The 25,240-nt window shown below is 64.2% G+C and carries 20 protein-coding genes; 11 read left to right on the top strand and 9 right to left on the bottom strand.

Translation table 11 applies throughout. The annotated features are described in order from the left end of the window. Positions 1-323: 323 nt before the first annotated feature. Together metH and metF are read right to left on the bottom strand one after the other, a co-directional pair. On the bottom strand, positions 324-4,172 hold the full coding sequence (gene metH, locus QA649_RS39620) for a methionine synthase (RefSeq protein ID WP_283021892.1): 3,849 nt from the start codon (positions 4,170-4,172) through the stop codon (positions 324-326). A 6-nt stretch (positions 4,173-4,178) separates the two neighbouring features. Continuing rightward, entirely contained in the window at positions 4,179-5,099 is a 921-nt protein-coding gene (metF, locus tag QA649_RS39615; protein WP_283021891.1) for a methylenetetrahydrofolate reductase [NAD(P)H], read from the bottom strand. Between the two features lie 389 nt (positions 5,100-5,488). Here metF and QA649_RS39610 point away from each other — a divergent pair, with 389 nt between their 5' ends. After that, positions 5,489-6,502, top strand: a complete 1,014-nt coding sequence (locus QA649_RS39610; RefSeq protein WP_283021890.1) for an LLM class flavin-dependent oxidoreductase — start codon at positions 5,489-5,491, stop codon at positions 6,500-6,502. A gap of 123 nt (positions 6,503-6,625) precedes the next feature. Here QA649_RS39610 and QA649_RS39605 read toward each other — a convergent pair whose 3' ends face one another. Together QA649_RS39605 and QA649_RS39600 are read right to left on the bottom strand one after the other, a co-directional pair. Then, the gene (locus tag QA649_RS39605; RefSeq protein ID WP_283021889.1) at positions 6,626-7,483 is read right to left on the bottom strand and encodes a prephenate dehydratase; all 858 of its coding nucleotides are present in this window, start codon (positions 7,481-7,483) and stop codon (positions 6,626-6,628) included. Between the two features lie 21 nt (positions 7,484-7,504). Next, on the bottom strand, positions 7,505-8,245 hold the full coding sequence (locus QA649_RS39600) for a 3-deoxy-manno-octulosonate cytidylyltransferase (RefSeq protein ID WP_283021888.1): 741 nt from the start codon (positions 8,243-8,245) through the stop codon (positions 7,505-7,507). A 221-nt stretch (positions 8,246-8,466) separates the two neighbouring features. Here QA649_RS39600 and QA649_RS39595 point away from each other — a divergent pair, with 221 nt between their 5' ends. The 6 genes from QA649_RS39595 to QA649_RS39570 all read left to right on the top strand — a co-directional run bounded on the left by QA649_RS39595 (position 8,467) and on the right by QA649_RS39570 (position 16,971). Next, the gene (locus QA649_RS39595; RefSeq protein WP_283021887.1) at positions 8,467-9,021 is read left to right on the top strand and encodes a cytochrome c family protein; all 555 of its coding nucleotides are present in this window, start codon (positions 8,467-8,469) and stop codon (positions 9,019-9,021) included. Between the two features lie 211 nt (positions 9,022-9,232). Continuing rightward, positions 9,233-11,149 (top strand): extracellular solute-binding protein, encoded by a 1,917-nt coding sequence (locus QA649_RS39590; protein WP_283021886.1) that lies wholly within the window; start codon positions 9,233-9,235, stop codon positions 11,147-11,149. Between the two features lie 14 nt (positions 11,150-11,163). Then, entirely contained in the window at positions 11,164-13,038 is a 1,875-nt protein-coding gene (locus QA649_RS39585) for an extracellular solute-binding protein (protein ID WP_283021885.1), read from the top strand. Between the two features lie 2 nt (positions 13,039-13,040). After that, on the top strand, positions 13,041-14,150 hold the full coding sequence (locus QA649_RS39580) for a microcin C ABC transporter permease YejB (protein WP_018646577.1): 1,110 nt from the start codon (positions 13,041-13,043) through the stop codon (positions 14,148-14,150). Further along, positions 14,150-15,328, top strand: a complete 1,179-nt coding sequence (locus QA649_RS39575) for an ABC transporter permease (protein ID WP_283021884.1) — start codon at positions 14,150-14,152, stop codon at positions 15,326-15,328. Before QA649_RS39580 ends, QA649_RS39575 begins: the two co-directional genes overlap by 1 nt. 5 nt (positions 15,329-15,333) lie before the next feature. Continuing rightward, complete coding sequence (locus QA649_RS39570; RefSeq protein ID WP_283021883.1) at positions 15,334-16,971, top strand: ABC transporter ATP-binding protein; 1,638 nt, start codon at positions 15,334-15,336, stop codon at positions 16,969-16,971. A 99-nt stretch (positions 16,972-17,070) separates the two neighbouring features. Here QA649_RS39570 and QA649_RS39565 read toward each other — a convergent pair whose 3' ends face one another. Then, positions 17,071-17,418, bottom strand: a complete 348-nt coding sequence (locus tag QA649_RS39565; protein WP_283021882.1) for a hypothetical protein — start codon at positions 17,416-17,418, stop codon at positions 17,071-17,073. On the opposite strand from QA649_RS39565, the gene QA649_RS39560 reads away from it, so the two are divergent. Next, the gene (locus QA649_RS39560) at positions 17,417-17,758 is read left to right on the top strand and encodes a hypothetical protein (RefSeq protein WP_283021881.1); all 342 of its coding nucleotides are present in this window, start codon (positions 17,417-17,419) and stop codon (positions 17,756-17,758) included. The two genes, QA649_RS39565 and QA649_RS39560, sit on opposite strands and share 2 nt — an antisense overlap. Positions 17,759-17,902: 144 nt before the next feature. On the opposite strand, the gene QA649_RS39555 is transcribed toward QA649_RS39560, so the two are convergent. Next, entirely contained in the window at positions 17,903-18,757 is an 855-nt protein-coding gene (locus QA649_RS39555; RefSeq protein WP_283021880.1) for an NlpC/P60 family protein, read from the bottom strand. Further along, complete coding sequence (locus QA649_RS39550) at positions 18,750-20,123, bottom strand: leucyl aminopeptidase family protein (RefSeq protein ID WP_283021879.1); 1,374 nt, start codon at positions 20,121-20,123, stop codon at positions 18,750-18,752. Before QA649_RS39550 ends, QA649_RS39555 begins: the two co-directional genes overlap by 8 nt. A 206-nt stretch (positions 20,124-20,329) precedes the next feature. Here QA649_RS39550 and QA649_RS39545 point away from each other — a divergent pair, with 206 nt between their 5' ends. The 3 genes from QA649_RS39545 to QA649_RS39535 all read left to right on the top strand — a co-directional run bounded on the left by QA649_RS39545 (position 20,330) and on the right by QA649_RS39535 (position 23,212). Further along, on the top strand, positions 20,330-20,533 hold the full coding sequence (locus QA649_RS39545; RefSeq protein ID WP_018646585.1) for a hypothetical protein: 204 nt from the start codon (positions 20,330-20,332) through the stop codon (positions 20,531-20,533). A gap of 275 nt (positions 20,534-20,808) precedes the next feature. After that, positions 20,809-22,305 carry a metallophosphoesterase gene (locus tag QA649_RS39540; RefSeq protein ID WP_283021878.1) on the top strand — a complete coding sequence of 499 codons (1,497 nt, stop codon included), beginning with the start codon at positions 20,809-20,811 and terminating at the stop codon, positions 22,303-22,305. Positions 22,306-22,390: 85 nt separating this feature from the next. After that, positions 22,391-23,212 carry a tetratricopeptide repeat protein gene (locus QA649_RS39535; protein WP_283021877.1) on the top strand — a complete coding sequence of 274 codons (822 nt, stop codon included), beginning with the start codon at positions 22,391-22,393 and terminating at the stop codon, positions 23,210-23,212. Positions 23,213-23,272: 60 nt separating this feature from the next. Here QA649_RS39535 and QA649_RS39530 read toward each other — a convergent pair whose 3' ends face one another. Both QA649_RS39530 and QA649_RS39525 read right to left on the bottom strand, forming a co-directional pair. Further along, positions 23,273-24,247 carry a type II secretion system F family protein gene (locus QA649_RS39530; protein ID WP_283021876.1) on the bottom strand — a complete coding sequence of 325 codons (975 nt, stop codon included), beginning with the start codon at positions 24,245-24,247 and terminating at the stop codon, positions 23,273-23,275. 9 nt (positions 24,248-24,256) lie between these two features. Then, positions 24,257-25,234, bottom strand: coding sequence for a type II secretion system F family protein (locus QA649_RS39525; RefSeq protein ID WP_283021875.1), 978 nt, complete (start codon positions 25,232-25,234; stop codon positions 24,257-24,259). Between the last annotated feature and the right edge of the window lie 6 nt (positions 25,235-25,240).

Below are 25,240 nucleotides of genomic sequence, written 5' to 3'. Positions count from 1 at the left end.
GGCACCCTCCCGCGCGCGCCGACCGCGTGTTGGTCGGCACGAGACGCGCGCCGGTTCACGGATGGAGAGGCAGGGTGAGCGGGTCTCCGCGGGGCCGCCTGGTGCGGTTGGCGGCGCGCCATGCGCTGCGACCTTACCCAGGCGGGCTGCCGCAGAAGTGGCAAGGGATGACGAAACCGGTGCGATGGGCGATGATAGAATATTACTACTGTTTTGCCCGACGCCGCAACTTGCTTTCGGCAAGACCGAAATTCTTCAACCCTTTCAACCCCATTCTACTGTGCATGGGGTTGTTTTCGCATTTTTGTTTTGGAAAGGCGCGGCTAGCCCGCGCCCGCGCGCTTTTTCTGCCAGACCAGATGCACCGCGCAGGTGCAGCCCGGCGGATGCGAGGCGAGGTCGTTTGACGCCTCGTCGTTCGCCGGCGTTGCCGCGAACGCCTTGTCGGTCTGCTGTGACGGGATGTAGTTGAGCACCGGCGCGAGCCAGCGCTCGGCTTCCGCCACCGTCATGCCCTTGCGCGCGGCATAGTCCTCGACCTGGTCTCGCTCGATCTTGCCGACGCCGAAATAATAGCTCTCGGGGTTCGCAAAATAGAGCCCGGACACGGAAGAACCCGGCCACATCGCAAAGCTCTCGGTCAGCTTCACGCCGGCGGTCGCTTCCGCATCGAGCAGCTCGAACAGCGTCGCCTTCTCGGTGTGATCGGGCTGCGCGGGATAGCCGGGGGCGGGGCGGATGCCCTGGTATTTTTCGAGGATGAGCTCGTCGTTGGAAAGCGCCTCGTCCGGAGCATAGGCCCAGAACTCGCGGCGCACGCGGGCATGCATGCGCTCGGCGAAGGCTTCGGCCAGACGATCAGCCAGCGCCTTGCACAGGATCGAGGAGTAATCGTCGTTCGCCATCTTGAAGCGGTCGGCAACCGCGTCCTCGCCAATGCCCGCCGTGACGACGAAGCCGCCGATATAGTCGGGCACGCCGGCCGGCGCGATGAAGTCGGCGAGCGCAGCGTTGAAACGGCCCTCGCGCTTCTCGAGCTGCTGGCGCAGCGTGTGCAGCGTCGCGATGCTCTTGGTCCGGCTCTCGTCGGCATAGAGCACGATGTCGTCGCCTTGCGCGTTCGCCGGCCAGAAGCCGATCGTCGCACGGGCCCGGAACCATTTCTCCTTGACGATGGTGTCGAGCATCTTGCGCGCATCGTCATAGAGCGAGCGCGCGACCTCGCCGACCTTGGCGTCGTCGAGGATGGCGGGGAAGCGGCCGGCGAGCTCCCAGGTCTGGAAGAACGGCGTCCAGTCGATGCAGTCGACGAGCTCGGCGAGGTCGTATTCGTCGAAGCTGCGGGTGCCGAGGAAGGTCGGCTTCACCGGCTTGCTCTTGGCGAAATCGACCGGCACGCGGTTGGCGCGGGCGGCAGCGAGCTTCAACCGCTTCTTGTCGGCCTGCGCGCGCAGATGCGCGTCGGAAATCTTTGCGTATTCGGCGCGCACCTCGGCCGCATAGGCCTCGCGCTTCTCGGGCGAGAGCAGCGAGGAGGCGACGCCGACGGCGCGGCTGGCGTCGTTGACGTGGACGACGGGGCCGGCGCGATAGCTCGGGTCGATCTTCACCGCCGTGTGCACGCGGCTGGTGGTGGCGCCGCCGATCAGCAGCGGCAGCTTCAGGCCTTCGCGCTGCAATTCGCCGGCGAAGAATGCCATCTCATCGAGCGAGGGCGTGATCAGGCCGGAGAGGCCGACGATGTCGGCCTTCTCCGCTTTCACCGTTTCGACGATCTTGGCGGCCGGCACCATCACGCCGAGGTCGATGACCTCGTAATTGTTGCACTGGAGCACGATGCCGACGATGTTCTTGCCGATGTCGTGAACGTCGCCCTTCACCGTCGCGAGCACGATCTTGCCGGCGGACGAGGAGCTCTCGGTGCCGATGCCGCTCGCGAGGTTGCGCGCCTTCTCCTCCTCCATGAACGGCATGAGGTAGGCAACGGCCTGCTTCATCACGCGCGCGGATTTCACCACCTGCGGCAGGAACATCTTGCCGTCGCCGAAGAGATCGCCGACCACGTTCATGCCCGCCATCAGCGGTCCCTCGATCACGTCGAGCGGACGCGAGGAATTCTTGCGGGCCTCTTCGGTATCCTGCTCGATGAATTCGGTGATGCCGTGGACCAGCGAATGCGATAGCCGCTTCTGCACCGGCCATTCGCGCCAGGCGAGGTCAGCTTCCTTGCTCTCCGTCTTCTTGCCGCGGAATTTTTCCGCGAGCGCCAACAGGCGCTCGGAGGCGCCAGGGTCGCGGTTGAGGACGACGTCCTCGCAGGTCTGGCGCAGCTCGGGGTCGATGTCGTCATAGACGATCATCTGCCCGGCGTTGACGATGCCCATGTCCATGCCGGCCTTGATGGCGTGATACAGGAACACCGAGTGCATGGCCTCGCGCACCGGCTCGTTGCCGCGGAACGAGAACGACAGATTGGAGACGCCGCCCGAGATGTGCGCGCCCGGCAGGTTCTGGCGGATCCAGCGCGTCGCCTCGATGAAGTCGACCCCGTAATTGTTGTGCTCCTCGATGCCGGTCGCGATCGCGAAGATGTTCGGATCGAAGATGATGTCTTCAGGCGGGAAGCCGACCTTGGTCACCAGGATGTCGTAGGCGCGCTTGCATATCTCGGTCTTGCGCGCGAACGTGTCGGCCTGGCCGACCTCGTCGAATGCCATGACGACGACGGCCGCGCCGTGACGGCGGGCGATCTTGGCCTCGTGAATGAATTTCTCCTCGCCTTCCTTCATCGAGATCGAGTTGACGACCGGCTTGCCCTGCACGCATTTCAGGCCGGCTTCGATCACAGAGAATTTCGAGGAGTCGACCATCACTGGCACGCGGGCGATGTCGGGCTCGGCGGCGACGAGGTTGAGGAACGTCACCATCGCGGCTTCGGAATCGAGCAGGCCTTCGTCCATGTTGACGTCGATGATCTGCGCGCCGTTCTCGACCTGGTCGCGCGCGACCTGCAGCGCGGCGGTGTAGTCGCCGGCGGTGATCAGCTTGCGGAAGCGGGCCGAGCCCGTGACGTTGGTGCGCTCGCCGACGTTCACGAACGGAATCGCGTCCGTCAGCACGAACGGCTCGAGGCCGGAGAGCCGCAGGCGCGGCGCGATCTCCGGTACGATGCGCGGCTTGTGCGGAGCGACCGCAGCCGCAATCGCCGCGATATGGTCCGGCGTGGTGCCGCAGCAGCCGCCGACGATGTTGACGAGGCCGTCGCGGGCGAATTCGCCGACGAGGCGTGCCATGTAGTCAGGCGTCTCGTCATACTGGCCGAACTCGTTGGGCAGGCCAGCGTTCGGATAGGCACACACGAGCGTATCGGCGACGCGGCCGATATCGGCGATATGCGCGCGCAGGTCTTCCGCGCCGAGCGCGCAGTTGAAGCCGATGGTGACGGGCTTTGCGTGCCGCACCGAATGCCAGAACGCTTCCGGCATCTGACCCGACAGCAGGCGGCCGGACTTGTCGGTGATGGTGCCCGACACCATCACCGGCATGTCGATGCCGAGCTCTTCGGTGATCTCGGCGATGGCATAGAGCGCCGCCTTGGCGTTGAGCGTGTCGAAGATGGTCTCGACCAGCAGCAAGTCGACGCCGCCGTCGATCAGGCCGCGGATCTGCTCGCCGTACGACTTGCGCAAATCGTCGAAAGTGACGGCGCGGTAGCCGGGATTGGAGACGTCGGGGGAAATCGAGGCGGTCCGGTTGGTGGGGCCGATGGCTCCCGCAACGAAGCGCGGCTTGCCGTCCTCGGCTTCGACGCGGCGGGCGGCGTTGCCGGCGAGACGGGCGCCTTCGCGCGCCATCTCGTAGACGATGTCGGTGAGGTCGTAATCGGCTTGCGCGATCGACGTCGTCGAGAACGTGTTGGTCGCGACGATGTCGGCGCCGGCGCGCAAATACGCGGCGTGGATGTCCTCGATCGCCTGTGGCTGGGTCAGGATCAGAAGATCATTGTTGCCGCGCAGGTCGCGATGGAAATTCTTGAAGCGCTCGCCGCGGAACGCCTTCTCGTCGAACTGCAGGTTCTGGATCATCGTGCCCATGGCGCCGTCGAGCACAAGGATGCGCTCGCGCGCGGCGTTGAGCAGGGCAATTCGCTTGGCGGAAACGGGTACGGTCATTTTCTCTTACGCAGCCTTTTGGGCGCTCTTGGCGCGAATGCCGAGCAAATGGCTGATCGCGAACACGAGATCGGCGCGGTTCATGGTGTAGAAATGGAAGGTGTCGACGCCGTGCTTGGCGAGCTTCTGCACCTGGCCGGCCGCAACCGTCGCGGCGACCAGCTTGCGGGTTTCGGCGTCGTTATCGAGGCCTTCGAATTTCGCGGCGAGCCAGTCGGGCACGGTGGTGCCGTTCCGGGTGACGAAATTGCGCGCCTGCTTGAAATTGTGCATGGGCATGATGCCCGGCACGACCGGAATGTCGATGCCGCGCGCGCGGACACGATCGAGATAGCGGAAGTAAAAGTCGTTATCGAAGAACACCTGCGTGATCGCGCGCGTCGCGCCCGCGTCGACCTTGGCCTTCAGCGTGTCGAGATCGGCGTCGAAGTCGCGCGCCTCGGGGTGCTTCTCGGGATAGGCTGAGACTGACACTTCGATATCGCTGTGCCGCTTCTTGATCCCCGCGACGAGCTCGGCGGAGCTCTGGTAGCCGTCGGGATGGCTGGAGTAGGGCGTGCCGATGCCGCCGGCGGGATCGCCGCGCAGGCCGACGATGTGGCGGACGCCGACCTCGTGATAGCGGTCGACGATCTCGTCGATCTCGCCGCGCGAAGCGCCGACGCAGGTCAGGTGCGCGGCCGGCAGCAGCGCGGTCTCCTTGAGGATGCGGGAGATGGTCGAATGCGTGCGCTCGCGGGTCGAGCCGCCGGCGCCATAGGTCACCGAGACGAATTTCGGGTCGAGCGGGGCGAGGCGGTTGATCGTCTCCCAGAGATTGCGCTCCATCTCCTCGGACTTGGGCGGAAAGAACTCGAAGGAGATCGCAGGCCGCTTCAGGTGCCCGTCTTGCCGGTCGGCTGTCGCAGGCGTCGTCAGGTCAGTCATGGCACCACTCACTGCAAGGATCCCGCCAAGTCTTCGTGGCCGGCCGTCAGGTCAAGTTTGGGAGCGGGTAAGATAGGACAAAGGCCGTCTGGCCGACAGCCCATCGGAAGTGGGAAGTAGCCCACTTCAGGGAGGTGGTGTGCTATTTTGTGCTCTTTTGAAGCTGATGTGGGATATGGATTGAAGTATAAATTATATAGTAATAACATGAAGTTGGTAAAATTACGGGTGCATGATACCGCTCGATCTGATGTGGGCAGTTTGAAGTTGGGGTGTACGCCGCTGCCTTTGGCCCAATGCCGCGAGCTCAACTGCGCGCGGCGCACACACGCCAGACCTGCGCTGCCAACCCATTGCCGCCACGCGACCCTTCACTACGTTAACGCGCCATGATCCCGCTCTCAGTCCTTGACCTCTCCGTCGTCACCACAGGCACAAAGCCCGCCGCGGCGCTGCGCAACAGCATCGATCTGGCGCGCCATGTCGATGGGCTCGGCTATGTCCGTTACTGGCTCGCCGAGCATCACAACCTCGCCTCGGTCGCAAGCCCAGCGCCTGACGTGATGATTGGGCAGATCGCGGCGGTCACAAAACACATTCGCGTCGGCTCGGGCGGGGTGATGCTGCCTAACCACGCGCCGCTGGTCGTGGCCGAGCGCTTCAAGATGCTGGAGGCGCTGTTTCCCGGCCGCATCGACCTCGGGCTTGGCCGCGCACCCGGCACCGACGGCGCCACGGCTTACGCGCTGCGCAGCCGGCTCGACCGCCGCGAGGGCGACGATTTCCTGGAGCGGCTGCACGAATTGATCCTGTGGCAGACCCGCGAATTCCCCTCAGGGCACCCCTATAACAACGTCGTCGCGATGCCCGACGATACCCCCCTGCCGCCGATCTGGCTGCTCGGCTCCAGCGATTATTCGTCGGAGCTCGCCGCGCAAGTCGGCATGGGCTTCGCCTTCGCGCATCATTTTGCGTCCCACGACGCGATCGATGCGATGGTGCATTACCGCAACCGCTTCCAGCCCTCGGCTTGGCGCGCGAGCCCCCACGCGATCCTCGCGGTGGCCGTCATTGCGGCGGAGACTGATGAGGACGCCGAAAAGCTCGCGACCTCGTTCGATCTCAATCGGCTCCGTCGCGACCGCGGCCAATATCTGCCGCTGCCGAGCGTCGAGGAGGCGCTGGCTTATCCCTATACGGATTCCGAGCGCATCTCGATCGCTCGCAACCGTTCGCGCCTGTTCGTCGGCAACCCGGCGACGGTGCAGAAGAAGCTGCAGCCGCTGATCGATGCGAGCAAACCGGACGAGTTGATGGCGATCACCGCCGTGTACGACCACGAAGCGCGGAAGAGGTCGTATTCGCTGCTGGCGGAGGCGTTCGGGCTGGCGAAGGCTGCGTAAAAGTTCTCATGCCCCGGATGCAGCGCAGCACGCAGTGATGCGCTGCAGAGCCGGGCTCCTCGCAGCTCTGTCAATCGCTGCTTCTGGGTCCCGGCTCGCGCTTCGCGCGTCCGGGACACGATATCAATCCTGCGTCTCGCTGAATGTCGCGCGGAAGGGGTGGCCCGGATAGACGCCGACGATGCGGAATTCGCGCGAGAAGAATTTCAGCTCCTCGATCGCGAAGGCGAGGCCCTTGTCTTCGGGATGGCCGTCGACGTCGGCATAGAACTGCGTGGCGAAGAAATTGCCGTCGACCATGTAGCTCTCGAGCTTGGTCATGTTGACGCCGTTGGTGGCAAAGCCGCCGAGCGCCTTGTAGAGCGCGGCGGGCAGGTTGCGCACACGGAAGACAAACGTCGTGACCAGCGGGCCCGAGCCTTGGGGAGCCCATTTCGGCTCACGCGCCAGCACCACGAAGCGCGTGGTGTTGTGGGCCTCGTCCTCGATGTCTTCAGCGAGGATATCGAGGCCATAGATTTTCGCGGCCAGGCGCGAGGCGATTGCGGCGACGGTCTTGTCCTTGCGCTCCGAGATGTCGCGGGCGCTGCCCGCGGTGTCGGCGTGCACGATCGGCTTGATGCCGAGCTTGCGGATGATGCGGCGGCACTGGCCGAGCGCATGCACATGGCTCTCGACGCTCTTGATGTCTTCGATCTTGGTCCCCTTCACCGCCATCAGCTGATGCCGGACCGGCAAGAACCATTCGCCGATGATGAACAGGCCGGAGGCCGGCAACAAATGATGGATGTCGGCGACGCGGCCGGCGACCGAGTTCTCGATCGGGATCATGCCAAGATCGGCCTCACCGGACGAGATCGCCGACAGGGCGTCCTCGAACGTGGCGCAGGGCATCGGCTCGGCGTCGGGATAGGCCTCGACGATGGCGATGTGGGAATTGGCTCCGGGTTCGCCCTGGAATGCGATCTTCATCTTGCTCATGGTCGGCCTTGTAGCAGCGGCTCAGGATTTGGAAAGGATGCTGCGCGCGGTTTCGAGATCGGGCGGCGTGTCGACGCCGCGGGGCACGCTGTCGACGATCATGATGTCGATGCGCATGCCGGCCTCCACCGCCCGGAGCTGCTCCAGGCTCTCCTGTTTTTCGAGGGGCGAGGGCGGCAGCGACACGAACCGCTCCAGCGCCGCGCGGCGATAGGCATAAAGGCCGATGTGGTGGTATCGCGGTCCGTTTCCGTACGGGGCGGTGGCGCGCGTGAAATAAAGTGCGCGCAATCGCTTCGGCCCGATCGGCGAGCCGATCGCCTTCACCACGCTCGGGGCGAGGTCCTCCTCCTCGGTGTGGATCTGGGAGGCCAGCGTCACGATGTCGACCGCGGGGTCGTCAAAGGGCGGCAGTACCTCGCGGATGGTCTGCGGCGTGATGGTCGGGAAATCGCCCTGGAGATTGATCACGATCTCGGCCTTGCCCGCGGGGTCGAGCTTCTGCATGGCCTCGTGGATGCGGTCCGAGCCGGAGGGATGGTCGGCGCGGGTCATCACCGCCTCGCCGCCATGGGCCGTCACGACCGAGGCGATCTCGTCGGTGTCGGTGGCGACAGCAACCCGGCCGATGCCGGCGGCTTCCGCACGGCGCAGCACATGCACGATCATCGGCAGGCCCGCGATGTCGGCGAGCGGCTTGCCGGGCAGGCGGGTGGCGGCCATGCGGGCCGGTATCAGCACCAGGATGCGGGGATCGGTCATTGGTTCAAGGGCCTGGAAATGGAGCGTTTTCCGCGCCGAGAAATGGGATGGGGACGGGTTCGAAGCCGGGTCGCTTATACGGGTTGCCAGACCCCGGGCAAACCGATATCTCAGTGGCAAAACTCGGGGAAACAATAAGGAATGTTTTTGATTCTCCCGAGGCTCGTCCTGGCGGCCGCCCGGCCGCTAATCCTTCTCAGCGGTGTGGGGCCTGGCCGGAAATGGACTCGTTTGAACTGAACAAGATTCTCGGTGCCGTGCTCGGCACCTGTCTCATCCTGCTGGTGACGAGCTTCACCGCCCAGGCACTGTTCTCGCCCAAGATGCCGGAGAAGCCGGGTTTCGAGATCGCGGTGAAGGAAGACGCCGGCCACGGCAAGGAAGGCGGCGCCGCCGCGGCCTCCTCCGAGCCGATCGAAAAGCTGCTCCAGACCGCCTCCGTCGAGAAGGGTGCCGCCGCCGCCAAGAAGTGCGGCGCCTGCCACACCTTCGAAAAGGGCGGCCCGAATCGCGTCGGTCCGAACCTCTTTGGCGTCGTCGGCGAGGCCAGGGGCCAGGGCCGTAACGGCTTCAACTTCTCGGCCGCGATGAAGGGCAAGGGCGGCACCTGGACCTTCGACGACCTCAACAAGTTCATCGCCAATCCGAAGGGCTTCATTCCGGGCACCGCGATGGGCTTCGCCGGTATCCCGAAGGATTCCGAGCGCGCCGACGTCATCGCCTATCTGAACTCGCTGTCGGATCATCCGCAGCCGCTGCCGACGGCGTCGAAATAAGGCTTCAAGAACCGATTCTGGAAGATGCGGCCAGGCTGAAAAGCCTGGCCGTTTCCTTATCCGGACCTCGCGGGCTCGTTATCGGGGCGTTTGGCCGCATCTGAGAGGCCGTCCGGCCTTCCAACATGAGGAAAAAGCAACATATTCCGTCGAAACCTCGCCTATATTGGGACCTTAAAGGAGTAGCCTCCTTCAAGACAGGACTATTGATTTGGCCATTACCCGACGCGATCTCCTGCTCACCGGCGCTGCGGCCGCAGCGCTCCCCGCCCTCGGTTCCGTGGCGGGCGTTCCCGCCATCGGTGCGGCACAGGCGCAATCGGCGAGCGAGCTGCCTTCAAATGGGTTGCCTTGGCGCCATGCGCTGTCGCTGTTTGGCAAGGTCAAGTACCCCGCCGACTTCAAGCGCTTCGACTACGTCAATCCGGAAGCCCCGAAGGGCGGCGTCGCGCGCCAGATCGCCGTCGGCACATTCGACAATTTCAACATCGTCGTGTCTGGGGTGAAGGGCCAGGTCTCCGGAGCGGTCGCGTTCATCTACGAATCCCTCCTCACGCCTGCGCTCGACGAAGTCTCGACCGAATATGGCGCGCTGGCCGAAGCCGTCAGCCACCCCGACGATTTCTCCTTCGTCACCTATCGCTTGCGGCCGCAGGCCAAATGGCATGACGGCAAGCCCGTCACCGTCGAGGACGTGATCTTCTCGCTCGATTCCTTCAAGAAGCACCACCCGATGTACTCGGCCTATTACAGCCATGTGGTGAAGGCGGAGAAGGTCGGCGAGCGCGAGGTGAAGTTCGTGTTCGACGCGCCGGGCAATCGCGAATTGCCGCAGATCGTGGGCCAGCTCACGGTTCTGCCGAAGCATTGGTGGGAGGGGACCGACGCGCAGGGCCGCAAGCGCGATGTCTCCGCGACCACGCTGGAAGTGCCGCTCGGCTCCGGCCCCTACAAGGTCAAGGAATTCGTCGCCGGACGCTCGATCGCGCTGGAGCGCGTCAAGGATTATTGGGGGCGCGATCTGCCCGCCAATGTCGGCCGCAACAATTTCGACGAGCTGCGTTACGAGTATTTCCGCGACGCCACCGTGGCGATCGAGGCTTTCAAGGCCGATCAGGTCGACTGGCGCACCGAGAACAGCGCGAAGAGTTGGGCGACGGCCTACGACTTCCCGGCCGTGAGCGAAAAGCGCGTGATCCTCGAGGAGTTCGCCAATCGCAGCTCGGGCGTGATGCAGGCCTTCGTCCCGAACCTGCGCCGCGCCAAGTTCAGCGATCCCCGCGTACGCCGTGCGCTCAACTACGCGTTCGACTTCGAGGAGATGAACAAGCAGATCTTCTACGGCCAGTACAAGCGCATCAGCAGCTATTTCGACGGCATCGACGAGCTCATGGCGACCGGATTGCCTCAGGGCAAGGAACTCGAAATCCTCGAGACCGTTCGTGCCGAAGTGCCGCCCGAAGTCTTCACGACAGCCTACACCAATCCGGTCGGCGGCAGTCCCGAAGCCGTGCGCGATAATCTGCGCGAGGCGTTGCGCCTGTTCAAGGAGGCCGGCTATGAGGTGCGCGACCGCAAGCTGATCGACGTCAAGACCGGCGCGCAGTTCTCGCTAGAATTGCTGAACCAGGATCCGAGCTTCGAGCGGGTCACGCTGTTCTACAAGCCGTCGCTGGAACGGCTCGGCATTGCCGTGAGCGTGCGAACGGTCGACCCGACCCAATACGAGAACAGGACGCGCGAGTGGGATTTCGACGTCGTCACCAACTCCTGGGGCGAGTCGCAATCGCCAGGCAACGAGCAGCGCGAGTTCTGGTCGTCCAAGTCGGCCGACACTGCCGGCTCGCGCAATATCGCAGGCATCAAGAATCCGGCGGTCGACAAGCTGATCGAGCGGTTGATCTACGCCAGGGATCGCGACGATCTCGTCGCGGCCACCAAGGCGCTGGACCGTGTGTTGCTGTGGAATAACTACGTCGTGCCGCAGTGGACCTACACCAAGGTGCGCACCGCGCGCTGGGATCGCTTCGGCCGGCCGGCGGAACTGCCCAAATACGGTCAGTCCGGCTTCCCGTTCATCTGGTGGTACGACGCAGACAAGGCGGCGCGGATCGCAAAGAAGTCGTGAAGGATATCCCCCGCATGGCGCAGCTTTCACGCCGGCATGTGCTGGTTCTGGGTGCCGGGGGTGCGTTCAGCGCCGCCCTGTCGCGCGGCGCGGCGGCGTCGGAAGGGCCGGCCGAAGCCCACGGCATCTCCGCCTTCGGCGATCTCAAATATCCCGCCGACTTCCACCATTTCGACTACGTCAATCTGGACGCACCGAAGGGTGGCACCTTCTCGCTCATCCCGTCGGTGCGCGCCTACAACCAGTCCTACCAGACCTTCAACTCGCTCAATGCCTACATCCTGAAGGGCGACGGCGCGCAAGGCATGGACATGACGTTCGTGCCGCTGATGGTGCGTGCAAATGACGAGCCTGACGCGATGTACGGGCTGGCCGCCAAATCCGTGCAGATCTCGCCGGACAAGCTGGTCTATCGCTTCACCATGCGGCCCGAGGCGAAATTCCACGACGGCAGCAAGCTCACCGCCCACGATGCAGCGTTTTCGCTGACGGCGCTGAAGACCAAGGGGCATCCGCTGATCATCGTGCAGATGCGCGACATGGTCAGTGCGGAAGCTCTCGACGATGCGACGCTCGTCGTCACCTTCGCCAAGGGTCGCGCGCGCGACGTGCCGCTCTATGTCGCGGGCCTGCCGATCTTCTCCAAGGCGTATTACGCGTCCCGTCCGTTCGACGAGTCGTCGCTGGAGATCCCGCTCGGCTCGGGCCCGTACAAGGTCGGCAGGTTCGAGGTCAATCGTTACATCGAATACGAGCGGGTGAAGGACTGGTGGGCCGCCGATCTGCCGGTATGTCGCGGCAGCTACAATTTCGATGTCGTGCGCTACGAATTCTATCGCGACCGCGATGTCGCCTTCGAGGGTTTTACCGGCAAGAACTATCTCTACCGCGAGGAATTCACCTCCCGCATCTGGGCAACTCGCTATGACTTTCCGGCCGTGAAGGACAGGCGCGTCAAGATGGAGGTCGTGCCCGACGATACGCCGTCCGGTGCGCAGGGCTGGTTCATCAACACGCGGCGCGACAAGTTCAGGGATCCGCGCGTGCGCGAGGCGCTGATCAACGCCTTCGATTTCGAGTGGACCAACAAGACGATCATGTACGGGGCCTATGCCCGTACGGTGTCGCCATTCCAGAATTCTGATCTGATGGCCAGCAACGAGCCTCCATCGCCGGAGGAGCTGAAGCTGCTGGAGCCGTTCCGCGGCCAGGTTCCCGAGGATGTGTTCGCGGCGCCGTTTACCCCGCCGGTCTCCGACGGCTCCGGGCAGGATCGCAGTCTGCTCCGCAAGGCGCAGCAACTGCTGAACGAGGCCGGCGTGCCGATCAAGGACGGCAAGCGGGTGCTGCCAAGCGGCGAGGTGTTCAAGATCGAGTTCCTGCTGGACGAGCCTTCGTTCCAGCCGCACCACGCGCCTTACATCAAGAATCTGGGCACTCTCGGCATCGAGGCGAGCGTGCGCGTCGTCGACGCCGTGCAGCACAAGGCGCGCCAGGAAGATTTCGACTTCGACATGACGATCCAGCGATTCAGCATGTCGGCGACGCCGGGCGATGCCATGCGCGCGTTCTTCTCGTCGCAGGTTGCGAACACCAAGGGTTCGTACAATCTCGCGGGTGTCGCCAGCCCGGCCATCGACGCGATGGTCGAGAAGATCATGGCCGCCGACAGCCGCGAGGAACTGACCGTCGCCTGCCGTGCGTTCGATCGTTTGTTCCGCGCCGGCCGCTACTGGGTGCCGCAATGGTATAACAAGACGCACCGGCTGGCTTACTGGGATCAGTTCGGTCACCCCCAGAAGCTGCCGCGTTACGCCAACGGTGTCGGTGCTCCCGACATCTGGTGGTATGATGGCGCCAGGGCGGCCAAGCTCGAGCAGGCGAAATAATCATGAGCGCCTATATCGCCCGCCGTCTCCTCCTGATGATCCCGACCCTGCTCGGGATCCTCTTCGTCTCCTTCGTCGTGGTGCAGTTCGCGCCGGGCGGTCCGGTCGAGCGTGTGATCGCGCAGCTCTCGGGCGCCGACACCGGCGGAACGTCGCGCATTTCGGGCGGCGGTGATTTTGCGCAGCGCGCGCCGGGGCAGGTCGGTGCCGGCGGCGATGCCATCAACTCAAAATATCGCGGTGCGCAGGGTCTCGACCCTGATTTCATCAAGAAGCTGGAGGCGCAGTTCGGCTTCGACAAGCCGGCACCGGAGCGCTTCGCGCTGATGGTGTGGAACTTTGCCCGCTTCGATTTCGGCAAGAGCTATTTCCGCGACGTCAGCGTGCTCCAGCTCATCAAGGAGAAGCTGCCGGTCTCGATCTCGCTCGGGATCTGGCTGACGCTTCTGACCTACCTGATCTCGATCCCGCTCGGCATTCGCAAGGCTGTGAACGACGGCGCACGGTTCGACACTTGGACCTCGACCGTGCTCGTGCTCGGCTATGCCATTCCCGGCTTCCTGTTCGCGATCCTCCTGATCATCCTGTTTGCCGGCGGCTCGTTCTTCAACTGGTTCCCGCTGCGCGGACTGACCTCGGACGGCTGGTCGCAATTTCCCTGGTACTGGAAGATCATCGACTATTTCTGGCACCTGACGCTGCCGCTGATCGCCATGGGGTTAGGTGCGTTCACCACCATGACGTTCCTGACCAAGAACTCGTTCCTGGACGAGATCCGCAAGCAATACGTCATGACCGCGCGCGCCAAGGGCTGCAGTGAGAACCGGGTGCTCTACGGCCACGTCTTCCGCAACGCCATGCTGATCGTGATCGCCGGCTTCCCCGGGACCTTCATCCACGCCTTCTTTTCCGGCTCACTTCTGATCGAGACCATCTTCTCGCTGGATGGGCTCGGGCTGCTCAGCTTCGAGAGCGTGCTCAACCGCGACTATCCCGTGGTGTTCGGCACGCTCTACATCTTTTCGCTGGTCGGACTCGTGATCAACCTGATCTCCGACCTGACCTATATGTGGATCGACCCCCGGATCGATTTCGAGGCACGGGAGGTCTGATGACGATCACCGCGCCGACGCCGATCGAGACCACAGCGAAGTCGCCGCTCGGCGACGCCGTTCCGATCACGCGCAAGCCGTTCGCGCCATCGCCGCTGAACAGGCGGCGGTGGCAGAACTTCAAGGCCAACCGGCGCGGCTACTGGTCGTTCTGGATATTCATTGCCCTGTTCGTGATCTCGCTGTTCGCCGAGCTGATCGCCAACGATCGGCCGTTCCTGATCAAGTTCGACGGCCGTCTCTATTGGCCGGCCTTCGTGACCTATTCGGAAACCACCTTCGGCGGCGATTTCGAGACGGCGGCAGACTACCGCGATCCCTATCTGCAGAAGCTGATCAAGGACAAGGGCGGCACCATCGTCTGGCCGCTGATCCGTTACTCCTACGACACCCACAATCTCGACCTGCCGACGCCGGCGCCGTCGCCGCCGACCTGGATGCTGACCGAGAAGCAGTGCAAGGCGGTGGTCGAGAAGAAGGGGCTGAAGAGCTGCCGCGATCTCGAATACAACTGGCTCGGCACCGACGATCAGGGCCGCGACGTGGTGGCGCGGCTGATCTACGGCTTCCGCATCTCGGTGCTGTTCGGCCTTTGCCTCACCATCGTCTCGTCCGTCATCGGCATCGCGGCGGGGGCGGTGCAAGGCTATTTCGGAGGGCGGGTCGATCTCATCTTCCAGCGCTTCATCGAGATCTGGACGGCGATTCCCTCGCTCTATCTTCTCCTGATCCTGTCCTCGGTGCTCGTGCCCGGCTTCTTCGTGCTGCTCGGCATTCTCCTGCTGTTCTCCTGGGTCTCGCTGGTTGGTCTGGTGCGGGCCGAGTTCCTGCGCGGGCGCAATTTCGAATATATCCAGGCGGCGCGGGCGCTCGGCGTCTCCAACCCCGTCATCATGTTCCGCCACCTGCTGCCGAACGCGATGGTCGCGACCATGACCTTCCTGCCGTTCATCGTCTCCTCGTCGGTGATGACACTGACGGCGCTCGACTTCCTCGGCTTCGGCCTGCCGCCGGGATCGCCCTCGCTCGGCGAATTGCTGTCGCAGGCCAAGGCCAACGTGCAGGCGCCCTGGCTCGGCTTCTCCGGCTTCTTCTCGGTCGCGATCATGCTGTCGCTTTTGATCTTCATCGGCGAAGCGGTGCGCGACGCCTTCGATCCGCGCAAGACGTTCAGGTAAGGCCGATGGACGCGATCAACCAGCCCCTGCTCAGCGTGCGCGACCTCTCGGTGGCCTTCCACCAGGGCGGCGCCACCACGCTTGCGGTCGACAAGGTCTCGTTCCAGATCAAGCGCGGCGAATGCGTGGCGCTGGTCGGCGAGTCCGGCTCTGGCAAGTCGGTCAGCGCGCTGTCGATCCTGAAGCTCCTGCCGTATCCCAACGCCTCCCATCCCTCGGGCAGCATCCGCTTCAAGGGGCACGAGTTGATCGACCAGTCCGAGCAGCAGATGCGGGAGATCAGAGGCAGCGACATCTCGATCATCTTTCAGGAGCCGATGACCTCGCTCAATCCGCTGCACACGATCGAGGCGCAGATCGGCGAGATCATCCAGCTGCACAATCCGACCAGCAATGCCGAGGCGCGCAAGCGGACGCTGGAGCTGCTGACGCAGGTCGGCATCCCCGAGCCCGAGACGCGGCTGAAGAGCTATCCACACCAGCTCTCCGGCGGCCAGCGCCAGCGCGTGATGATCGCGATGGCACTCGCCAACGAGCCGGACCTGTTGATCGCGGACGAGCCGACGACGGCGCTCGACGTCACCGTGCAGGCGCAGATCCTGGCGCTGCTCGCCGAGATCCGCTCGCGGCTCGGCATGAGCCTGCTCTTCATCACCCACGATCTCGGCATCGTGCGCCGTATCGCCGACACGGTCTGTGTCATGAAGGGCGGCGTGATCGTCGAGCAGGGCCCGGTCGAACAGGTCTTCAAGACCCCGAAGCATCCCTATACGCGCGACCTGCTCGCGGCCGAGCCCAAGCCCGATCCGGCGCCGCCGCAGCCGAATGCGCCGGTGGTGATGTCGGCCGATGACCTCAAAGTGTGGTTTCCGATCAAGCGCGGCCTGATGCGGAAGACGGTCGGTCACATCAAGGCGGTCGATGGCGTCAGCGTCGCCGTGCGCAAGGGCGAGACGCTCGGTGTGGTCGGTGAGTCCGGCTCGGGCAAGACCACGCTGGGGCTGGCGCTGCTGCGGCTGATCTCCTCGAACGGCCGTATCGTGTTCCTCGGCAATGACATTCAGGGCCTGCGCTTCAAGGAGATGCGCCCCTTTCGGCGCGACATGCAGATCGTGTTCCAGGATCCGTTCGGCTCGCTCAGCCCGCGCATGTCGGTCGCCGACATCATTGCCGAAGGCCTTTCCGTGCATCAGCCGAAGCTGTCGGGCGAGGAACGCGAGGCGCGCGTCGTCAAGGCGCTCGAGGATGTCGGGCTCAATCCGGATACGCGTTTCCGCTACCCGCACGAATTCTCCGGCGGCCAGCGCCAGCGCATCAGCATCGCGCGCGCGGTGGTGCTGGAGCCGGATTTCGTGGTGCTGGACGAGCCGACCAGCGCGCTCGACATGCTGTTCCAGGCGCAGATGGTGGAACTGCTGCGCGAGCTCCAGCGCAAGCGCGAGCTGACCTACATGTTCATCTCGCACGACTTGCGCGTCGTCGCCTCGCTCGCCAGCCACCTCATCGTGATGCGCGGTGGCAAGGTGGTGGAGGAAGGCCAGGCCGCCGAGCTGTTCAAGAACCCGAAGACTGATTACACACGCGCCCTGTTTGCGGCGGCGTTCCGGCTGGAGACGGCAGGCAACGGGGCAGTGGCGACATAACGTTCGTCATTCAGGGGGCGCGCGTAGCGCGTCCCCGGGCATGCTTCTGCTTGTAGCCAAAAGCGGGTTTGCACCTACCAGTCTACCAGTCGAGTTGATCTACGCGGCGCGTTCCTTGTCGCGTTCCTCGACCGTGGTCGCTGTTTCGTCCAGCTTCTTTTCGTAATTGCCCGCGAACTTCTCGATACTATCGGCCCACATCCTCAGCATCGAGGCCTGAAAGTGGATTATCGGCTTCAAGGCATTCATGCCGATTGCTGTCGTTGCGGCGATGCGCCGTTGTGGATCGCGCGCGAGATCGTTTGCGATAGGGGTCTTGTCTGCCATCGTATTCGCTCCTTCGCTCTGGGTGTTATGGCCTAATGTCACCTCTCCGGTTGTGAATGCGCGCTTCCAAGCACTCGGCCAAGACTTGGTCTGCCGCGAGGCGCGCGCATTGGTCGTCATGCAGTTCATCCAATTTTTTCAAATAAGCGACTGCGGCTATTTGCAGGAGATCGAAGTCATCTTCGCCGATATCGCGAAGATCGGCGATGTAGCGGAAGAGGGCGGAACGCCTGTTATCATCCTCGCCGATGCCGCTATGGATCAGCAAATAGTTCCGCCAAGCGAATGCACACGCGCCTTCTCTGGCTTGAGAACTCATGGGACCTCCCAAAGCCAGAGAAAGATCGACGACGCGTTTCGTTCCGCAAATCTCTCAGTTGTAACGTTGTTCCGTAGCTGCGCCGCGAGGTGCTATCAGCCGGCGGCGGGTTGCCCGAGTGATGCTGCGTGTGTTCCCTGAGAGCTTGTTGAGACTCCCGGTTCTATCTGCGCTGGAATGTCGCAGTCGGCTCCGTTCAAATATTCACAGTAATATCTGCGGCCATATCGATTTCGACATCGCCTACCGTAAGTAAAGCGGACGCGGCAAGTTGTGGTGGATACCCTACAGCCGCTTGACCGCAACGACCTCGCTGCCGGCCGCTTTGATCCGCGCAATCGCCGGCGCGATCGGCTCGATCACGGTCGCCATATGATGCGCATTGGCGTGAACCATCGAGCTGGCATCGCGGACGATCGCGACATGACCCTTCCAGAAGATCAGATCGCCGCGCAGCAAACTGCCCCGCTCGTGCGGCTCCAGCGCGCGGCCGAGCCCAGCGAGCTGCATGTCGCTGTCGCGTGGACAGCCGATGCCGGAAGCGGTCAAGGACACCTGCACGAGACCCGAGCAATCGATGCCGAGGCTGCTCTTGCCGCCCCACAGATAGGGCGTGCCGACGAAGCGCTCGGCGACGGCAACGAAGTCCAGCTCGCGGTGATCGAGCAGGGCGAGGTGCGTCTTCGGCACGAAGGTCCCATCGCGCGTCACGGCGAAGCTGCCCTCCTCGCGCGCCACCACGAGCTTCGATCCCATCACGAGCGTAGCGGCTGGCGGCAGCTTGATGGAAGGACCGGGGAAGGCGAACGTCCGCAGTGCGCTGACCTTGTGCGTCGGCGCGGCCGCCGGCTTCGTCAGCGCGGCATCCGGCAGCCAGCCGACATAGCCATCGCCATTGAGCTGGCCCCAGGCCCAGCCTTCGCCGTTGCGATCGTAGACCGTGATGCGCTCGCCGCGCAGTGCCTCTGTCATCAGCATCGCGCCTGAGGACGGCTGCTCACGCACGGAAGCGATCGGTTCGACCACCTCGAACTCTTCACCCTCGACGAAACGGTCCGCCTCGACCTTGCCTTCGAGGTATTTGGCGGCGAGGTCGCCCCGCGCCGGCGTCAGCCTTGGGTCGTATCCTGGATCACGCATAGCGCTCGCTCAGCAATGCGTAGATGGCGCGCGCGGCCTGGCACTCGCCGCCCTCGGGCCGTGCCGGCTTGGCTGACGGTGTCCAGCCATAGATGTCGACATGCAGCCAGCTTCCGGCGTGCTCGACGAAGCGCTGCAGGAACAGCGCGCAGGTGATCGAGCCGGCAAAACCGCCGGATGGCGCGTTGGTGATGGTGGCGGTCTTGGAGTCCAGCCACGCATCGTAAGGCGGCCACAGCGGCATGCGCCACAACGGATCGTTCTCCTTCACCGCGCAGCGCGCGACGTCGACGGCCAGCGTCTCATCATTGGTGTAAAAGGGCGGTAAATCCGGCCCCAGCGCGACACGCGCGGCGCCCGTCAGCGTGCCGAGATCAATCAGCAGGTCGGGTTTTTCCTCATCGGCCAGCGCCAGTGCGTCGGCGAGTACAAGCCGGCCTTCCGCATCCGTGTTGCCGATCTCGACCGTGATCCCTTTGCGCGAGGTAAAGATGTCGAGGGGGCGGAAGGCGTTGCCGGCGACCGCGTTTTCCACCGCCGGGATCAGCACGCGCAGCCGTACCTTCAGCTTCGCGTCCATCACCATGCGCGCCAGCGCCAGCACGTTGGCGGCGCCGCCCATATCCTTCTTCATGATCAGCATGCCGCTCGACGGCTTGAGGTCGAGCCCGCCGGTGTCGAAGCACACGCCCTTGCCGACCAGCGTCACCTTGGGATGATCAGGATCGCCCCAGCCGATATCGATCAGGCGCGGTGCGCGGTCGGAGGCCATGCCGACGGCATGGATCAGCGGAAAGTCCTTCTCCAGGTCTTCACCGATGGTGCAGGCAAAGCTCGCGCCGAACTCGGTGGCGAGCGCTTGCGCGGCCGCGGCGAGCTGCTCGGGACCCATGTCGTTGGAGGGCGTGTTGATGAGATCGCGCGCCAGCATCGCAGCGTCCGCGATGCGATCGATCTCGGCGGCATCGACGCCGTCGGGCGGCACCAGGCGGACCTCGGGCCTTTCGGCCTTGCGGTAGCGGGAAAAGCGGTAGCACCCCAGTGCAAAAGCGAGCGCGGCGAGCCGTGGATCGTGCGGTGCATTGGCGAAGCGATAGGTCCCCGGCGGCAACAGGCCGGGCAGGGCGCCCGGCCGGAACAGGTCGCGCGATCTTGCTCCTTCGTCCTCGAGGCCGAACAGCACTTGTGCGATCGCCCCATCGGATGCGGGCAGCGCGAGATAACCGCCGGGCTTGGCGGAATAAGCGCTGGCGATCGCGAACTGGCGTTGCGCCGGCGACAGCGTCTCACGCAACCCTTCCCAGTTCGACTTGGTGACGAAGGTGATCGGAATGGCGGTTGAGGACGTCTCGAAGACAGAGGGCATTGGCGGGTCCGGATCGTCAGGTCAGGCAGGTCATGCGAACTCCAGAAGACTTCGCAGAGTTTTGCCGTGGCCGCAATCGGCTTTGCCGTCACCGCTCGGTGAGCCGCTACTCGCAGCAAGTGGGCCATGCTAGGTTCCGGCAATGGCTGTCAGGCGTACGGAGATCGCCGGCAGCCGAAAGGCGAGGCCTGCCGGGAGGAAATGCAATGGAATTTCTGTGGAGCGTGGTCACATTCATCGGCCAGGCCGTCGAGGCGATCTTTGGCTATGTCGAGCATCATCATTGGATCTTTGCCTTCCTTGCCGGCGGCTACGTCTTTTATCTTCACGATCGCTCCGTCCACGCGCGCTTCGATGCGCTCGACAAGCGCGTCGACGAAATCCGCAAGCGGCTTGCCATCGAATATTGATCGGACGAAACGAAACCGCTGTGCGGCAGCTCTCGTATCCACGTTGAGAACTGCCGTTCACGAGAGCGCGGTCGCAGGGCTTTACTAGCGCTGCGGTTGTGGCATTATTGGCGAACATTTTAGATTGTGCCGTGCATTTCTGCACGCATCGAGCGCAGGAATGCGGTTGCCCCCGGGTGATCCTTGCCCGGGCTGAGACCGGCATCAAGCTATTCGTCGAAGGCAATTTCTCTCATCGTTTTGGGCGGCGCAGCATTCGCAATGAGCGGCGCAAAATGGATAGATCGTTCGTTATTGCGCAGATCTCCGACCTGCATCTGGACGGGTCAGGCCGGCTGCTCGCGACAATAGAGGCGCTTGGCACTGCTCTGCGCGGGAGCATGGCGGACTTCGCCGACGTTCCCGATCGCATCCTGCTGATCACGGGCGATCTCGTCGACGATCCAACGCCGCGCGCGCTCGACGAAGCGCTCTCGGTCATCGCGTCCTTCCGGCAGACCGGGCTGTTCACCGACATCCAGGCGGTCGCCGGCAATCACGACGTCAAGCGGGCGAGCCAGCGTGCGGGCCGTCACGATGTCTACGATTACCTGCATCTGCCGCGGACCTCGAAGAGCGTCTACTACCGCCAGGCCGGCCTTGATCTGGTGCTGCTGGATTCGAACCGCGCAAGCCTCACGACGCTGGCGAGTGGCACGATCGACCAGGGCTCCTACGGCGCCATGGTTGCCGATTCCGCCCGGCTGAGTGTCGAGCTTGCAGGCAGCCTTGGATCGGCTGGACGCGCCGATTATTTCGAGCCGGCCGAAAACCTGGTGCGGGTGCTGGCGATGCACCATCATCCGCTGCCGCAGGCGACCGGCGAGGCAAAGCGGTTCCTCGGCGCTCCGGACGAGCCGCTGATGTATCTCGCCGCTCCCGCGACCTTCCTTGAAGCGGCGACCTCGCTTAACGTCGATCTGGTCCTGCACGGTCACCGGCATGTCGAGGGACTGACCCGCTATTCGATTCCCGATCCGCGCGCGACGCGGAGCAACGGCAGTGAAGCGTTCTGGCGCACCGTCTACGTGCTGTCCTGTCCGTCCTCGACCGGGCAGGGCGGCGACGATGCCGGATTCAACATCATCCATTTTGGCCCAATGTCCGATGCCGGCTCTTCGGACTATGGATTTGCGATCGCGCGCCATTCGCGACCGCGCAATGGTGGCGGCTTCCGCCTGCTCGACTCGAACCTGCCGGACGGCGTCATCCGCCTGCCGGCAGGGCGGGATTATTCCCGCGATCCGGCCGTCCAGACGGCGATCGAGATTGCTTCAATCGCGACACTGAGGCGGGATCAGGTGGCGGCACTGGCGCGCCGGCTCCTGATGCGCCGTGACTTCTACGCCGACGGCGAGCCGGGTTCGGTGAATGCGCTCCACACCTATCTCGTCACCTCTCAGGCCTGGGCCGATGTCGACCGCAAGTTCTCGAGGTCGGGGACCAGGCATGGCGCCGCCGACGCGGTTGCCGCGGTAGCGGTGCTGCTGCGCCGGTTGGTCGAGCAATCCGCCGGCGTGCTCGGCATCGATCAGCTTCAGCTCGACGAGCTCCTTGCGCGGCGTGTGGTCAGCCGTGAGGACCTCCGGCGCGAATGCCAGGGAATGCCACGCACGGGCACCGAGGCCGAGGCGCAGGTGCTGCAACTGCTGCGGGACATCAACGAGCAAATGAAGGAGCTCGGCCTCGATCTGGGGCTCGGTGGCGAGGCCCCGCCACCGACGCCGCCATGAGGGCCCGGCGTTAACCGGCCATTAGGGTTAACAGTCTATTGCTGGCGCGTTCGGCTCGATCCATCCGCTCGAGAGTCAAAGCGTCATGCGTCAACGGTTCAGTCCTGCCCGGCTTCTTGCGTCTGCCTCGCTGGTCGCGATGGTGGCGATCAGCCTCGGCGGCTGCACGGCAATGTCAAAGCTCTCCGACGTCACCGGCTCGATCGGGTCGACCGGTTCGCGCGCGGAGGCGGCTCCCAGCGACCCCGCGCGCGCCGTCGAGGTCTATGGCGAGGGCTACCGTGCCAATCCCAAGGACGCCGAGGCCGCGCTTGGCTATGGCCAGGCCCTGCGCGCCAACGGCCAGCGCGCCCAAGCCGCCGCGGTGCTGGAGCAGGCGACCATCGCCAATCCCGGTAACAAGGCGCTGCTCGCCCAGTACGGCCGCGCGCTCGCCGACAATGGCAATTTCCAGCAGGCCTTCGACGTGTTGTCGAAGGCGCATTCGCCCGACAATCCGGACTGGCGCCTGCTCTCGGTCCAGGGCACGGCGCTCGATCAGATGGGCCGTCACGAGGAGGCGCGCTCTTATTATGCGAGCGCACTGAAGATCGCACCGGGCGATCCCGGCGTGCTCTCCAATCTCGGCCTGTCCTACATGCTGTCGAAGGACCTGCCCAAGGCCGAAGAGGCACTGCGGCAGGCCTATGCATCGCCGCGCGCCAGTAGCCGGGTGCGGCAGAATCTCGGCTTGGTCGTCGGTCTCCAGGGCCGCTTCGCCGAGGCCGAGACCATCGTGAAGGCGGACCTGCCGCCGGACCAGGCCGCGGCCAATGTTGCCTATCTCAAGGACATGCTGAACCGCAGCGAGGGCCAGCGCGGCGCGCCGAAGCGGACGCCGGTCGCCTCGCTCAGTCAGTCCGACTGATCGCCCCGCGTTATCTCGTCCTGATTGCCGAGGCGGACCGCACGCGGTCCGCCCTTCGCGTTACTGCAGCTCGGAGATCTTGATGCCGGTCGGCCCGAGAATGACGACGAACAGCACCGGCAGGAAGAACAGGATCATCGGCACCGTCAGCTTCGGCGGCAGCGCGGCGGCCTTCTTCTCGGCCTCGTTCATGCGCATGTCGCGGTTCTCCTGCGCCATCACGCGCAGCGAGTGCCCGAGCGGCGTGCCGTAGCGTTCCGCCTGCTGAAGCGCGAGACAGACCGATTTGACGCCCTCGAGCCCGGTGCGCCGGGCCAGGTTCTCGTAGGCGACCTTGCGGTCCTGCAAATATGAGAGCTCGGCGGTGGTCAGCGCGAACTCTTCCGACAGCGCGATCGACTGGCCAACGATCTCGGTGGCGACCCTCCGGAACGCCATTTCGACCGACATGCCGGATTCGATGCAGATCAGCAGCAGGTCGAGCGCGTCGGGAAAGGCGCGCCTGATCGAGAGCTGACGCTTGGAGATCGCGTTCTTGAGGAACAGCATCGGCGCCTGGAGGCCGGCATAGGCGGCGCCGATGCAGATACCGATCTTGACCGGCAGCGGCTTGTCCATGTGCGCGATCAGGAACACGTACAGGATCGAGCCCATGAACAGCACGATCGGAGCGACCATGCGCGCAAACAGGAAGGTGATGTAGGGCGCCTGGCCGCGGTAGCCCGCCATGATGAGCTTGTCGCGGGCAGCTTCCTGCGCGAGCCATTTGGTGAGGTTGAAGTCCTCGACGACCTTGGAGACGATCTGCTTCGGCGTCTGGCGCAGCGAGACCTTTTCGTTCTTGTTGAGGCGGTCGCGCTCGCGCTGCCGGATGCGTTCGCGTTCGCTTGCCACCGCCTTCATGCGCTTGGAGAGGCCTTCGCCGGCGAACAGCGGCATCACCAGCGTATAGACGGTGGCGCTGGCGGCGATGGCCGCCAGCAGCATGGTCATGAAGCGGACGTCATGAAGTTTCGAAACGAGAAATTCGACCATACGCCACCGTCAGAAATCGAAGTTGATCATCTTCTTCATCACCATGATGCCGATCGACATCCAGATGACGCAGCCGACCAGCATGAGCTGGCCGGTAGGATGGGTCCACAGCAGCGAGATGTAGTGCGGCGTCGTGAGATAAACGAGGAACATCACGATCGGCGGCAGCGAGCCGATGATGCCGGCCGAAGCCTTGGCTTCCATCGACATCGCCTGGATCTTTTCCTTCATCTTCTTGCGGTCGCGCAGCACCTTGGAGAGGTTGCCGAGTGCTTCGGAGAGATTGCCGCCCGATTTCTGCTGGATCGAGATGACGATCCCGAAGAAATTGGCTTCCGGCAGCGGCATGCGTTCGTAGAGGCGCGAGCAGGCTTCGCCGAGCGGCATGCCGATCGCCTGCGTCTCGATGATCGCCAGGAACTCGCTGCGCAGCGGCTCGGGCGAATCGGCGGCGACGACCTTGATCGATTCGAACAGCGGCAGGCCCGCCTTGATGCCGCGGACGATCACGTCGACGGCGTCGGGCAGCGCTTTCAGGAATTTGGCTTCGCGACGATTCTTCAGGAAGCCGAGTGCCCAGCGCGGCAGGCCGAGGCCGCCGGCAAAGGCAAGGCCGGCGGCGCCGAGCAGGCCGCCGCCGACGAACATGGCGGCCGCGAACAGCACGCCCGCCACGACGGCGGACACGATCCAGAATTTCTGCGGTGTCCAGTCCAGCCCCGCCTGTGACAGGCGGACGCTGAGCGGAACGCTTTTCTCCTGCTGACGCCGTGCTTCGAGATCCTTGAGCGAGCTCTCGACCTGCTCGCGGCGCGAGCGCTGGCTCTTTTCGGTCTGCTTGGCCGCCGGCGCGTCGGCGCGCGCGATCGAGGCGCGGCGGTTCTCCGCCTGCCGTTCTCCGGACAGCAACGGATAGAGGAAGACCCAGGCGATGCCGCCGACAGCGGCGGTGGCGAGGAAGGCAAGGGCGAGGACCTGCATGTTCATGGCGTC

The sequence above is a fragment of the Bradyrhizobium sp. CB1717 genome (assembly GCF_029714325.1).
Lineage (GTDB): Bacteria > Pseudomonadota > Alphaproteobacteria > Rhizobiales > Xanthobacteraceae > Bradyrhizobium.
The sequence above is the reverse complement of the archived record's forward strand: the minus strand, read 5'-3'. Positions and strand labels throughout refer to the sequence as shown.